The organism is Bacillus sp. EE-W1 (assembly GCF_009760835.1).
Classification (GTDB): Bacteria; Bacillota; Bacilli; order Bacillales; family Bacillaceae_G; genus Bacillus_A; species Bacillus_A wiedmannii.
In genome coordinates this window covers 1-14,068 of sequence record NZ_WIPE01000130.1, presented here as the reverse complement: position 1 = coordinate 14,068, position 14,068 = coordinate 1, and the positions used below count along the sequence as shown (strand labels likewise).

Below are 14,068 nucleotides of genomic sequence, written 5' to 3'. Positions count from 1 at the left end.
TAAAAAAGAGGACTATTCCGTTTCCTAGTCCTCTTTTGCTACTTATAGTTGTTACATTTCATTTTTATTTGCCGAATAAGAATTTTAATCGCTTCTCCTGTACGCTGTATGATAAACGAGCGTCAAATTTCTTCCCGTTTTTGTTTGAGATAAATCCTTTGATCTGATCCGTTACATTCTTTTCTAATAACTTTTTCACATGGTTACTACTTAAATTTTTACCAGAGAATGTACCAAAAATAATGAAATCACAGCCTTTTTTGTATTTCTCACATAAGTAATTACTTTTCCCCACAAGAACTCTGCTCTTACATAATGGACATTTACCAATGGTACGATCTTCAGTCGTTGGAAAACGGAATTTCAAACTTCCGTCCGCTTCCATATAGATAGCTGCTGTAAATTCTCCCTTTTCTCCTTGAAAGCCGTTTATAAAATCCGTTGTTTTATACTGAATTAATTTTTTCACCTGATTACCAGGGATTGCTTTCCCTTTCATCTTGGCTGGTAACATAAAATCACATCCATTTTTATGCTCCGTGCATCCATAAAACGTTTTACGATGAAGCATATCCCCTTTTTTACATTTTGGACATTTACCAAATGACAGCTCCTCTTGCGTTGGGAACTGAAATTTAACTTTCCCCTCATGTAACACTAGATAAGCGGAAAACTCTTTCTCATTGGACTTAAATCCTTTTAAAAGATCTGTTTTCTTATCCTCAAACAACTTTTTCGCTTGCGCCTCCGGAATTGCTTTTTCTTTAATTTTTTTCGGTAAGGAGATTTCACATTCAGGATAATTACTGCACCCATAAAAATTGCCTTTATGAAGGATTTTTCCTTTTCTACAAGGGCATTTGCACACCTCAATTTGCTGATTCCAAGTATTAATAATACTATCCGATACCTTATCATCCATTGCACCTAGTTGTTCCACCGTACCTTTTACAAATGTATTTGTTTTCTCTACAAACTCCTCATATTTCATTTCATTCTTTTCGATCATGTAGATCATCCCTTCCATTTCAGCCGTATAAGCTGGATTTTTGATTTCATCTACCGGAAAAGCATCTATAAACGCACGACCAATATTAGTGGTTCGAATCTGACTGTTGGTAACATCAATATAGCTTCGCTCTAACAGTTTCGGAATAAACGTTTCTTCCGTTGCGACTGTCCCAATCCGTTTTCCTTTCATAAGTTCTTTCAAATGTTCATCATCTAATTTACGCCCTGCCGTCTCCATAAAGGTTAAAATGGAACTTTCCGTATGAAAGGCTGGTTTCTTTGTTCGGGACTCAATCAAATCATACTGAACGATTCTGAAAGAATCTCCTTCTTGTAAAATAGGTATCTGAAATGCTTCAACTGAACCCTCTTCTATATCCTCTTGAAACACACTTAGAAACCCTTTCTCTTGTAGGATTTTTTCTTTTGTACTGTAGGTATTGCCCTCTTGATCTATAAAATGTACTTCTCTTACCAGGTAGATTGCTGGGTTCATAAAATTCCCGATAAATCGTTTTACAATTAAGTCATATAACTGTTTTTCTAATGGATTTCGGTTGGTCCCGACATATAATTTTGTTGTTGGGATGATGGCAAAGTGACTACTGACTAACTCATCATTAAAAGTAGTATGTTTTTTCGTAATAGAAGATGGAACCACTTGTTGTACGAGATTTGCATAGGTGCTTTTTTCTAATGCTGCCATTACTTCCTTCACTCGTTCCACTTGCTCAGTCGGTAAATGCCTAGATGAAGAACGAGGATAAGTAATAAAACCTTCTTCATACAAACTCTGAATATGTTTTTTTGCTGTTTCTGCATTTATCTTCATCTTAGCGTGAGCATCTTTGTAGATATCCGTTAAGTTATATAATAATTTTGGTTTCTTTTTTCTCGTACTTTCTTTAAATTCCGTTACGATTATATTCGTTTCTTTTAAGCTATCTCCAAGCTTTTGTAGTCGCGATGGATCTATCAGTTGATCTTCTGTTTTCATTACTGGTGTTAAACCATTTTCCGTTAGTAGCTTTAAATTGTAATAGGTTTGTTCTTTATAATTTTGGATAGCGATTTCCTTTTGACGGATTTCATTTAAGATACACATTTGAACACGACCAGAAGCCAATAAAAATTGGTTTCTTGCTAGTTTCGATGTACAGCCCCTTGTAACATTAATTCCTAGAATATAATCCAGGTATTGCCTTGCTTTAGCGGATTGTGCAAGCCCATCATAATCTGTTCCTGGTTCTAATCGGTTCAAGGCTCCCTCTAGTTCTGCGGCTTCATAAGAAGAGATAAATAGGCGTGATTCTCGCTTGTTCACACCTGCATATTCATATAATTCACGATAGATAAGCTCACCTTCTCTATCTGCATCACAGGAGTTGACCACATGATCTACATCGGAACGATTTAACAACTTAACTAATATTTGAATTTGTTCTAGACTATCCGATTTCTCTTTATATTCTGGCTCTAAAATAATAGGTAAGTGATCAAATTTAAATTCTTTGTATCTCTCGTCCATCTCTTCCGGATGTTTTAACTCTAATAAATGCCCACGGCACCAACTAATAATGTAATTTTCATTTTCATAGTATCCGTAATACGGTTTACTCCCCGGATATTTTTGTGAGTTTCTAAATCTAGGTGATTTTAATAATTCAACAGCTACCTTCGGTTTTTCTGCAATAAACAATGTTTTCCCCATACGTATTACCTCCTATTAATCTACAATTTCAGTTTCACGCTTCCATTTCTTACTTCTACGCTTTTTCATTGTTCTGTGACCAAATAATAGCAACATGTTCAAAAAGACAGCTACAAGGAACATACAGCTCGCAAACAGCCATACATTCATAACCTTCACTCCTTTCTTTTTTAAATGAGAAAGAGGGCTTTTCCTTTTACCCTCTTTCATTTTTAGCTATAAAAAAATCACTTTCCGCTTCCTCAATTGAGTAACAAAAAATGATTTAATCTGATTTTCCTGCTATAAAATTTTTCATCGTTCCATTTCCATTGTTTCTCTATTTCTACTCGATTTCTTTGTAGTTTTCGAATGCTCTACATTCTCAGACCCTGCTTCCTTTTCTTTTTCTTTTTCTTTTTCTTTATTATTCGTTTGTTTTCCGTTCAATGGCTGAAATTTTTTATCTACATCCATTTCCTTTGAAGTTGTAGACTGATTTATCGTTATTCCTTCTTTCCCAAGTTTCTCATCCACTCGATTTTCTAATTTCACAACGTGTTCTTGGCTTACCAGCTCATTATCAATCGAAACATACTTTGTTGTATAATATCGCTCTTCAGCTTTTACACGAGTGACAATACTATCAATATTATCTGGTGTTTCTTCATATTGTGAACGTCTGTATGCTTCGAATTTCCGGCTTAAATCTTTATCTAATGTATTTGGCTCCTTTTCTTTTAAAGGCTGAATTTGTTGATCTAGAGAAGCAATAGGTGCATATCCATCTGTCTTCATTTCTTTATATAATTCCACTTCTTTTTCATTAAATGAGTAATCTTTTTGTGCCTCCGCTTTATCAACTAAGAGTCCATATCGTTCATCTTTTACGATTTCATCTAGACTCATATCTACATCTTTTTCATAAACAACAAATGACAAATTTCCTGTCCCATCAAAGATAGAACTTTGAACCTTTTCATATAAATCTGGTTTCAAAATGTTATCTAAATAGACATTTTCTCGTTTCCCGTTCTTTTCCATGAGGGAAACATATAAATCGTCCCGATTTGTTTTATCTTGATTCCATACAGATAAATAATTTATATCTTTCGTAACGGCATCCATCATGTGGATTCTTGCCAGTTCTTCATCTTGCATACCATTTGCTAATACTTCAATTGTAACTAAGTGATTGGGTGTCTGTTTCGATTTTTCTAATGGATTTTCTTGTGCTTTTTCCATCGGTATTTCTTTGTTATTTCTATAATTCATCACTTCATCTCGTAACGCTTGTTTTACTTCATCCGATAAATACCTTTTCTCGTTTAATACTTGTTCATACGGTGTCTTGTAGTCCCCATCCCCCATATCCAAACGATCCATACTCACAAGTTCCATTCTCCCAAAATCTCTATCTACTTCTTTTGGAATAGCAATATGATAACGAGTTTTATCATATGGTACGTATTCATCCCTTTCTCTTGCTTCCTCTTTTGCTTTTTCAATATTTGTAATGACTTCAGCCATTTTTTCATTGGCCTCTCCAAATGGAATCAACTGACTACCCTTAAAATTTTCGTTTTCGCTCCACTGAACTAACATAGTTGGCCGATTTATTTCATCTTGATTTAGTGCTGCATACTTTTCTTGATTCGCTTCGTTAAATGCATCAATAAATTCTTTATCACTCAATTTTTCTGCGCCTTCTATGGGCTCAAACGCTCGGTTTCTATCCGCTTGTTCCCTTAACTCTGCAACAGAAACAAGCTCTTGTGTCGTGTTACTTAAACTCATAAATTCGACCAATAAAATATTTTTTTCGTCCTGTTTTTCATTTTTATTTGCCATACTTTCCACCTCTTTTTCATTTATTTGTTCTTTTTCCTTTTCTAATGTGTTTTCAATTGTCTCAATAAATTCAATCGAAGTTTCATGTACTTCTTTCAACAACTTCGTTTTATCTTTCATTTCTTTTCCTTGTGTCCAGCTCGCTAAATATCCTAACGAATATTCGCTTGTATCAATCCCAAAATAAGAAGAAACGGAATAAGCTGTCATTTCTGCTTGAAACTCTTTTTCTGGTGCTGTGTAATTCATACGTGTCTCTGCGGTATGAAGTTTGGCATGGGCCAATTCGTGAAGAAGTGTTTTTACATTTTGTAATTCACTGTTTCTAGGATTCAAAGCAACCTCATTTGTTAAGGTGTAACTAACTCCCTTTGCGACCCCAAGTTCTTGCTTCGGCTCAATAATTTTTACACCGTTTTTTTCCGCAATGGTTTCCATTCCTTTATACAAACTCTGGTAATCCGTAACGCTCCCTTCTAGCCAACGATTCGGAAAAATACGAGGTAAATCTTCCGCTTTTGCGTTTGTTTGAGACAGGTCAAACACATGACCGACAGCAAAATATAAGCGACCAGGCATCACTTCTACGCTTTTAGATTCAATTTGTTTCTTCTCTTCCTCATTTGCTTTAGTTACTGTTTTCCAAGTGCCTTCTTTGTCCTTAAATTTTGCTACAGTTCGGTTTGGAACAAGAATTTTAATTCCTTTCTCACCCTTCTTAACCGGAAATCCTTTTTCTTTCCAAAAAGAAAAGGAACCAACTGCATTGGCTCCCTGGAATTGACTCTGTATTAATGAAATATTAGATGGTGAATAGTGATAAAACTTTGCCATAAACGTTAAGTACTCTTTTAAATCTCCCGGTGTACGAAAATAACCTTCTACGCTTTTTTCCATCTTTTTTGTTAAAGCTTGCACCGCTTCTTTCTTTTCTTCTGGTGATTTCGTTTGATACTTTTTCTTATAACTTTTACTCATGATCTTCTCCTACTCTTTCACTCGCTTTTTGTAATTCCTCCATTTCTTCTTCATTCCATCTCTCAGCTGTATCAAAGAAAAGCTCATGCGTTTTCACATTAACTGGAACTAACATATTTTCTTGATTCATGACATGGACTGCAAGTTCTTCCTCTTGTTCTCGTGTAATTTTGATTGTTAGTTCTTCCTCTTTTACAAGTAAAACAAGTTCACCTTCTCCAACCTCTTTAATGACACCTAATGCGATATCTTCACGAAATAATAACATCCTAATAACCTCCTGTTTTTTTATAAAAAGAAACAATGTAGCTTACGTTACATTGTTCTTTGCTGCTTCATGATCTATACGTTTTTGTCTTGCGTTACTTATTCGCTCCGCTACGACTTCTTTTGCTATTTTCACACTTCCCATCTCTTGTTTATCAGTCGTAATAAGGCTATCTACGCCCTCTAAAAAGAAATAACCATTTAATAACTCAATTAAAATTTGCGTATTTCTATCCGCACTATTTGCACCAAGACGAATTTTTGTTAGTTCACTTTTCAACACATCGTGTAAGTTTTTTGATACAACTTCAGAAATATAATTCAATGACCATTCTGAAGTTTTTGATGCTTGATGCTCCATACAAATTTTCGATATAGCATCCCCTGGATGTGTAATATTATTTTCATTCATATAGTCTTGAATGTATTGATGCACATCTTCACTCAACGATAACTTCATTCGAATTTTTTCATTCCCCATGATCTAACCCCTTTCATTTTCATATGCATTTTCCCTTTGCATCCGCTCATAATACTTTTGGTTTTTCCAACTTTCATATTCACTTTTAAAAGCACGCTCCACTTTCTTCATGGAATACTGTATAGATACATTCTGTTGAAATTTTTGAAACGGCTTTGATTTTTTCATATGATGGATTCTCTTTTGTTCTTTATCATATGCCTTCATTTCTTGTAAAAAGGCATTCCCCATTCTTTTATACAAGTCATTAATTTTATTCGTCTTGTAATTTTCATATTGCTTCTTATCATACTTGCCTTCCCCGTATGCTTCTTTGAAAACTTGCACTTCTTTATCTAACTTTTGGAGAAACTGATCGTAATCTTTTTTATGATGATGTTGAATATATCGCCTGCTTAATTCATCAATTTCCGGCTTCAATGGCTGAATGGTATTGTAGCTATATTGCCACTGTCTTTTATCACTTGGTAACTGTTTATAGATTTGTAAAAACAATGGTTTCAAATGTTGATTGCGCCAATCAAAAACCGTATCCTCTTTTTTACTTCCTACCATATTGTTTCGAATCAGATCATTAATTTGTTTTTGTTCCTGCTTACGATCTAACAGATTATTTACGACTTTTCCCCTCATCGCATCCAATGTTTTGGGTTTTCTTTTCCCACGTTCTCTCGTTGGAAATGGTTCAACAGTTGCTACATGAATATGAATATTATCCGTGTTAAAATGAATGGCTGCTGACCAGATTGAACTTTTTTCAATCCCCTCTCTCTTTTGCATTTCCTTCATCGCCAGCCGTGTTACATCCATTAACTTTTTCTCATCCAACGTCTTTGTTTTTGAATCATAAATGCCTTGTTCCTCTAGCCAAGGATTATGAAAAGAAATGACATCTTGCCACATGATACTTCCATTCTCATGAGCGGTTTTAAACATTTCCTTTAAGGACTTTTTTTCACTTTCTGTTAAACGATTTGCGTGTTCCGTAAATAGTGCCGATGTCTTTTCTGAATTCCCCATATAGTCTTGATACGTTTGGAACATTTTCGGATTCAGCTTCACTTCACTTTTCGCTTCCTCCCGATCTACATAATCAATATAGTTCTGAAAAGCGTCCGAACTTGGTAACACAAATTTCGTTTTTAATACAACACCTGGTGTTATTGAAGACTGAACAGGAACAGCATTACTCATTTTCAACATCCTGCATCATCATTTGAATAAGCTCATTCATTTTTTCCATTGCGCTATAACAATCACTCATCATATGGATGTTCTTTTCAATTAGATTTTCTAATTCCATTTCCCTTTTATTTTGCTGCTTAAAAAATGCCAGCATTTCAATTTGAGCTTTCAAAAATTTTTGCCGGGATAATCCTTTCCTCTTTGCAATTTCATCTAATTTCTTTACGGCGATTGGATCTACTTCTCTAATTCTAATTTCCACTTTTCCCTCTCCTTTCTGCAAATCTGGGTAGAGATCAAAAAATAGTGAGAAGAGCATAAGGGGTTTTTGTTCCCACCTAAGGTGTGAAGCTAGGCGGAGCCTAGCAAAACGATGGGAACAAAGAAAGAAGTTGAATGTCCCCATCATGTCCCTATCTTTTTGATTAATGTCTCCATCATGTCCCGTTATTTTTTCTTAGTGTCCCTTTCATGTCCCCTTATTTCACCTCACTGTCTCCATTGTGTTCCTATATCTTTTTTCACTTTTTATTAATTTCTTGCGCCTTTTTCTCTAACTTTTTGATTTTATCTCGTGCAATTTTTTGTTCTCCTTTAAACAATTCCACGTTTTTTTCTGATGATTTTATTTTTGATTCTAAGGATGCTATTTTGGATTGTGTTTCCGTTTTTTTGCTTCAGTTTGGTACTTCATTTCATCTTGTAATTCTTTTACTTTTTCATAAACTGTCTTCGCATTTTCTTCTTCTAGTTTGATTGCTTTCCCATAATTTTTTATCTTTGTTTCTATATCCTTTTTGTCTCTTTCCATAAAATCTAGCTCATATGTTTTTTTATCTTCAGCTAACAATTCATCATTTGCTTTTGTTTTACTTTGATCGGTAAAAATCGTCTGAACTAATTTATTCGGACTTTTTGTTGCTGCATTTTCTTCTTCATATTCGTTAACATCTTGTGTGAATTTACGAATATCCATTTGTTCTTTTTCACCGTTTTTATTGTAAATATCGAAAGCTAACGCTCCCCAATTCGGAGATAACTCTTTTACTTCTACAACATATTTTCCGTTCTCTTCATACAATACTTTGACAGGTAACTGAACACCTGGATTTGCTTTTTGCTGTGCCTTAAATGTATATCCTGTTTCTTCATATCCTTCTAAGCGAAAGTAAATTTGTATAAAGTTTTTGTGTGGATTGTATTCCCTTTTTTCTACAATCAATTTCCCCATACCCGACAACTTAATTACTTTATTTGTCTCTGTATGGAATAGTTTTTCATCACTTGGCATGTAAATTTTAGATGTCAAGAAAGCGAAAAAACCCAAAAATAGAAAGCTGATAATTGTTAGGTAGACCCACGACTTATTTTTTCTTAGATTGATTCTTTCACCCTTCTTACTAATTGCACCTATCACACTCTCACCCCACCTTTTTCGTTATAAAACTTTCATATTTAACTCTTCCACACTTGTAACTCGCCATGTTTCCTTATCTTTTTTCATGATGATTCGTAACACATTGTTTACTTTTTCTTCTCGGTTTTGCGTTGAATCTGTCGTGACATTTATAAATTCAGCTAACACATTTACCTCCTCTTTATCAGGTTCATTTTCTTGTAAATAAAACTTCATTTCTATTGGTTTCGTTTTATACGTATCTCCTAATTCGTATTTATCAGTTGGATAAAATTGTTGTAAAAGTTCTTCGCTCATAATGGATTTTGCCTTTTCTTTTCGCTCGCTGTACCCTTCTTTTTCTCTGTGAAATGATAATTGTATAAATGTTTCGGCTGTCGATAAGTATGCCCTTCTCTGTTGTTCCTGTGCGGAAGGAAGCACCTTATCTAGTCGTTTTTTTAAGTCTTCATTTTGTTTTGTTAGTAATTCATTTGAAAGTTTTAACTGTTTTTCTTTTCCATCACTCATTGACTTTTTGCTCAAATAGATATTAAAAGCTGTCACACCTACAACTAAAATGACAAACACAATAAACAAAAATTTTCGTTTATCTTTCATTCTTTCAGTCTCCCATTCCTTCGGTTTTTAGAACCTTCTTACATGACCAGAAAAGACTTTTTTCCAATACGGATTATTTAAATCCTCAATAGAAACACCTTTATTCGTTTGGCATCCTATGAAAGTATTCTTATCAATTACAATTCCAACGTGTCCGTCATGTTTGTAGGTATCAAAGAAAATAACATCACCCGGTTTCATATCATTTGCTGATACTTTTGTACCAATTTTGTTTAATGTTTCTGTACTTACGGCTCCTATCGGACTGGTATACATCCCTACTTGTTCGAATGCCCAGCGCACAAAACTTGAACAATCAAAAATCCCTCTTGCGATGTCATTTGTGTTACGCCCTCCACCAAATACATAGGTAGAACGCCCTATCCATTGGCGACCTACATCGGCAACTTTTGAACCGCTACTGCCTCCACTTCCTGGATTTCCTCCTCCACCAGAAACGACAGAACCCGGCTGATAATATTTTAAAACTGCGTCAACGTACAAAATATCGCCGTAGCACGCTTGATATGGTACGGCTTCTGGTCTAAGGCAATGATACATGCCAGTATGTTTTACTTTTTGATATTGTTGTTGTGAAAATTTGATTGCTAATTCTTTCGTATACTTGCCACCATTTGCACCAACAAAATCAAAAAATCCTACCCCAAAATTATAGGCTTGAAGGGCTGTTTTGATATGATCCATGTCCCCTGGACTCGTTACTCCGGCTCTTTCTATCGCATGTTTAAACTCCTGTACACCAGCCCAAATACTGTAGTCTGGATCTGTAATACAGTTTGGTGATTTACAATATTTCGTATTAAATGCGCCTTCGGAACTCTGCATCGGATCACTACCACGTCCTCCGCTCTCTTGCATCATTTGTGCAAGCATTAAAGCGACAAACGGTTCCACGCCAAAAGCTTTCGCATACTTCCGAATCGTAGGTTCCCATTTTAAAACTTCGGGCGAAACATTCATGACTTGCCCTTCACCTGTATACGTAATATCACCTGCGTCTGTTCCGCTATCGCTCCCCATCGCTGCAATAAAAATGCTTACGATTCCAAGTAAAAGAAAAGAAAAAAGACCCATCACAAGTAGCGCTAAAGTGATGAGCCATTTCTTTGGTATAACCTTTAAAACTAGATGCATGGTATTAAGCACCTCCCCCGAATAACATCAATTCTTCATCTGTTACTTCTACATGGAAGTGAATGTTTTTTACAGCCCCAATACTTAAAATGACATCCCCTGTTGGTAAATGTGGAATCGCTGCAATTTCACTTTCACTTAACTGTCCTGCAAACACTTTTCGTAACATATCTAAACTGTTATTATCCTGCTGCATAATAAATTTGTACTGTGTTAGTTCAAATAACTTTTTAATTTCATCAATCATTTCTTGTGAAGATCCTTCCGGTACAAAATCTCGAATCGTGTGACTTGCATATAGAAGCCCTGCAAAGTATTTTCGATCTTCTCGGCTAAGTTTCGTTAAAAATTGTAGCGCATGAGCGCTTTCTTTTTTCGTATTTATGATATGATGCGCCTCGTCAATAATTATGAAATAACGAGTTACATCTTCAAAAGCAAGTTGCTTTTTGTTAAAGGCTTTTAATTGAGGCGCACCATTTGAAATCATTTCATTCCAAAGGAGATTTAACACATTAAATATCTGTGCCTGGAATACCTCTGGTTTAAAACTGGATATATTCCGTAAAGAAAAAGATACAACCTGTTCTTTCTTGAAATCTTCAATTGTAGTATGGCCATCAAATAATTCTGCATATGCTTCTACTAAATTCGTAAGATTTAATTCAATTAATTCTAAACGATGAAGTCTGCTGTCTCCTAAATTATCATGATGCTTTCTAGCATCTACATCTTGATATAACTCTTTGCGAACAAACTTTAAAAAGTCAGAGAAGATCGGATATTCTTTCGATTTTCTTGTTGTAATTTCATTTTTTGCTCCTTTTTCGTCATTCCATAATCCCATACGAATATATAGTTTACGAAGTAAATTTTCATATTCTTTAATTTCATCATCTTTTGCTTCTGGTGCAATGAACCGATAAATAATTGTCAGTTTAGATAAATGCTGGGTAAAACTAACTTCCTCACTTTCTGCTGTCTTATATACTTGAAGTGGGTTAATCTGACCTTGTGATCCGTCTAAAGCAATTGTTTTTCCGCCTAGCTCTTCTACTGTATCTGTAAACTCTTCTACTACATCAAATACCCGAACAAAGTGACCCTTACTTGCATAATCCACCGTTTTCTTTTTTAACAATGTTGATTTTCCCGCACCAGACTTTCCAATCATTACACCGTTATAACTCTTTCTTTGATTGTCTTTATGGAAGATATCAAAAATAACATTTCCTTTTGTTTTCGTTGTTCCATAATACGTACCGTATGGATCGTGTAAATAAGAATAATGAAACGGACACCCACCAGCCAAACTGACTGCCGGAATTTCTTTCCCTTTTCTTCGGTTCACATAATTTTTTTGTGTATCAAAGCTCGTTACGAGCGCATCCCATTCATACTCTTGTTCATTTAAAAAGACAGCTCCTCGAAAGTTATAAGATTCTAATGTTTCCAGGATCTCTTTTACTTGTTTTTCTAGCTCATCTATTGTTCTAGCGGAGACATAAATACGAATGTGAATACGTTTCATGACCTCACCTTGTTTCAAATCCGTATAGAGAGCTTCCAGCTCTAAAAATTCATTTTTTGCATCGATCCGATCTATATTATCCTTCGCTGTATCATGTCGAACACTTTGTTCACTCATGGATTTATTAATAGATTCAACGACCTCTCTTCGGTCATCACTCATGACATCTAATGTTGTGATCACATTTGGCATATTCATAATTTGCTCTAACCAAAAATCATTTACCTCTGTTGGAAAGTCAAAAACATGAACACAAGTACCTAATCCATCACCTGTTTGAAAATAACTTTCTTTAAAACTAATTCCCCCTTGTGGCTGAACTCTAGCCACTAAATAAGGGTTATAACCTTTCTTCATTTTTAGTTCCTCTTGTTTTTCCTTTTTGGATTTTTTACTTTTGAACGCAAACATATTATTTCCCCCTTACTACCATATATTTTTCGTTCCTAATTTTGCATTTTGATTAAACAATTTAAACATAAGCTCTAACTTTTTCTCTTCATCCACCTCTAATAGTTCAGTAGAACGTTTGATATATCGCTTTGCTGCATCCACACGTTCTTTTACGATTAATTCCGTTTCTCCGTAAATAAATAAGAAGGCTTCCCGATTTGTTCTGCCCCATTCTAAAAACTGCAGTTCTTTTAACTTCTGATTTAAAATCCGTTCATACAAAGGGCTGGTACATTCTTTAATTTTCTTCTCTATATAACGTTGTTGTTCAGTTGTTTGACATGGAAAGTTTAAAAAAACGAGTTTAATGGACTGTTTGTAGGCTTGATAAAAATAAGCATGTGAGAAAATAACAAATGCTTGCTCGTCGCTATTTTTAGAGAACATATCGTCACCTTCCACTTGAAGAATTTCTAAAAACTCCTCATTTTTCAGTTCAAATATGCCATCCTCTGTCATATCTACAATTTGCATAATTTCTGCAATACTTTTTTTTACCTTTGGTGGTGCTTCTTTCTTTTTTCTAGATAAAAAACCTAACAGTTTTGGATTTTTCTTTTTCGAAACGTCTTTCTTTGGCTTTTCTTTTTTCTGCTTTTTTACTTTTGGTTCTACCTTTGGTTTTTCTTCTTTCTTTTTGTCGGGTACCACTTTCACAATTTCTTTAGGTTCAGAAATTGATTCTTTTACATTTTTTTCGTTAAATCGAAATGCATTTCTCTTCGGTCTTTCTAGTTGTTTTGACTCTTCTTTCTCTACATCTTTTTCGCTAAATAACGCCATATCTGATCCCTCCCTTATTGATCGTTATCAATGGCGCAATATGCACCTTTTCTTCTTAGCAATGTAATAATCAACACTTCATACATTCGTTTTTGAGGATTCGTACTTGGTCTCCAAATCATGATAATTGCAATAACTGCCATGAAAATAACAAATGGTAATTGAAAGGAATCATGTACAAAATTCCTAAGAATCATCGTTACAACTAATAAGCCAATTAATAAAAAGAAATCTATTAAATAAAGCACTTTATTAATCCGTAATTCTGTACTGATTTCTTTCGGAATCCGATAGCTTCTCATCGGGATTCCCTCCTTTTCGACAATAAAAAATAAGCGTAATCGTACGCTTATTTTTTATCTGTATTATTTTTATTTTTGTTTACAATATCTCTCCAACTTTTACCCGTGTTTTGCCCCATCTGATAAAAACGCTTTGTATTCTGTACCGTTTCAGAATTATGAATGCGTTCTTGTACTCCTCTTACCTTTTCTTTCACGGATGATGTTGTATTTTTAACTTTATCAGTTGTATATTGTCCTAATGTCCGTGTTTCCTGACTTCTACTTGCTGCCACTTCTTTATCACTTTCATAAGGAATAATTGGGCTACTATGTGTAACCGTTACGATGTCGGCTGGTGCCGGGCTTCCTCCACTTGGTACTG

The 14,068-nt window shown here is 34.8% G+C and carries 12 protein-coding genes and 2 pseudogenes; all 14 read right to left on the bottom strand.

Translation table 11 applies throughout. The annotated features are described in order from the left end of the window. Positions 1 to 64: 64 nt before the first annotated feature. Positions 65 to 2,722, bottom strand: coding sequence for a type IA DNA topoisomerase (locus tag GFJ36_RS28165; RefSeq protein WP_098961826.1), 2,658 nt, complete (start codon positions 2,720 to 2,722; stop codon positions 65 to 67). A 15-nt stretch (positions 2,723 to 2,737) separates the two neighbouring features. After that, complete coding sequence (locus GFJ36_RS30025; RefSeq protein ID WP_257206990.1) at positions 2,738 to 2,872, bottom strand: hypothetical protein; 135 nt, start codon at positions 2,870 to 2,872, stop codon at positions 2,738 to 2,740. A gap of 144 nt (positions 2,873 to 3,016) precedes the next feature. Then, positions 3,017 to 5,530 (bottom strand): LPD25 domain-containing protein, encoded by a 2,514-nt coding sequence (locus GFJ36_RS28160; protein ID WP_098961824.1) that lies wholly within the window; start codon positions 5,528 to 5,530, stop codon positions 3,017 to 3,019. Further along, positions 5,523 to 5,798, bottom strand: a complete 276-nt coding sequence (locus tag GFJ36_RS28155) for a hypothetical protein (protein WP_000923991.1) — start codon at positions 5,796 to 5,798, stop codon at positions 5,523 to 5,525. Before GFJ36_RS28155 ends, GFJ36_RS28160 begins: the two co-directional genes overlap by 8 nt. 42 nt (positions 5,799 to 5,840) lie before the next feature. Beyond that, positions 5,841 to 6,278 (bottom strand): hypothetical protein, encoded by a 438-nt coding sequence (locus GFJ36_RS28150; protein WP_098961823.1) that lies wholly within the window; start codon positions 6,276 to 6,278, stop codon positions 5,841 to 5,843. Between the two features lie 3 nt (positions 6,279 to 6,281). Further along, positions 6,282 to 7,472 carry a MobP2 family relaxase gene (gene mobP2, locus GFJ36_RS28145; RefSeq protein ID WP_098961822.1) on the bottom strand — a complete coding sequence of 397 codons (1,191 nt, stop codon included), beginning with the start codon at positions 7,470 to 7,472 and terminating at the stop codon, positions 6,282 to 6,284. Then, positions 7,465 to 7,725 carry a hypothetical protein gene (locus GFJ36_RS28140; RefSeq protein ID WP_157349816.1) on the bottom strand — a complete coding sequence of 87 codons (261 nt, stop codon included), beginning with the start codon at positions 7,723 to 7,725 and terminating at the stop codon, positions 7,465 to 7,467. Before GFJ36_RS28140 ends, mobP2 begins: the two co-directional genes overlap by 8 nt. Before the next feature lie 259 nt (positions 7,726 to 7,984). After that, positions 7,985 to 8,880: pseudogene (locus tag GFJ36_RS28135) on the bottom strand (hypothetical protein). Positions 8,881 to 8,901: 21 nt separating this feature from the next. Beyond that, positions 8,902 to 9,480 carry a hypothetical protein gene (locus GFJ36_RS28130; RefSeq protein ID WP_000653474.1) on the bottom strand — a complete coding sequence of 193 codons (579 nt, stop codon included), beginning with the start codon at positions 9,478 to 9,480 and terminating at the stop codon, positions 8,902 to 8,904. A 27-nt stretch (positions 9,481 to 9,507) separates the two neighbouring features. Continuing rightward, positions 9,508 to 10,635, bottom strand: coding sequence for a bifunctional lytic transglycosylase/C40 family peptidase (locus GFJ36_RS28125; RefSeq protein WP_098961820.1), 1,128 nt, complete (start codon positions 10,633 to 10,635; stop codon positions 9,508 to 9,510). A gap of 4 nt (positions 10,636 to 10,639) precedes the next feature. Continuing rightward, positions 10,640 to 12,577, bottom strand: coding sequence for a VirB4 family type IV secretion system protein (locus GFJ36_RS28120; RefSeq protein ID WP_098961819.1), 1,938 nt, complete (start codon positions 12,575 to 12,577; stop codon positions 10,640 to 10,642). A gap of 15 nt (positions 12,578 to 12,592) precedes the next feature. Next, entirely contained in the window at positions 12,593 to 13,402 is an 810-nt protein-coding gene (locus tag GFJ36_RS28115) for a hypothetical protein (RefSeq protein WP_098109308.1), read from the bottom strand. A gap of 14 nt (positions 13,403 to 13,416) precedes the next feature. Beyond that, positions 13,417 to 13,704 carry a DUF5592 family protein gene (locus GFJ36_RS28110; protein ID WP_001258275.1) on the bottom strand — a complete coding sequence of 96 codons (288 nt, stop codon included), beginning with the start codon at positions 13,702 to 13,704 and terminating at the stop codon, positions 13,417 to 13,419. A gap of 47 nt (positions 13,705 to 13,751) precedes the next feature. Then, a pseudogene (locus GFJ36_RS28105) lies at positions 13,752 to 14,068 on the bottom strand (hypothetical protein); the annotation flags it as partial.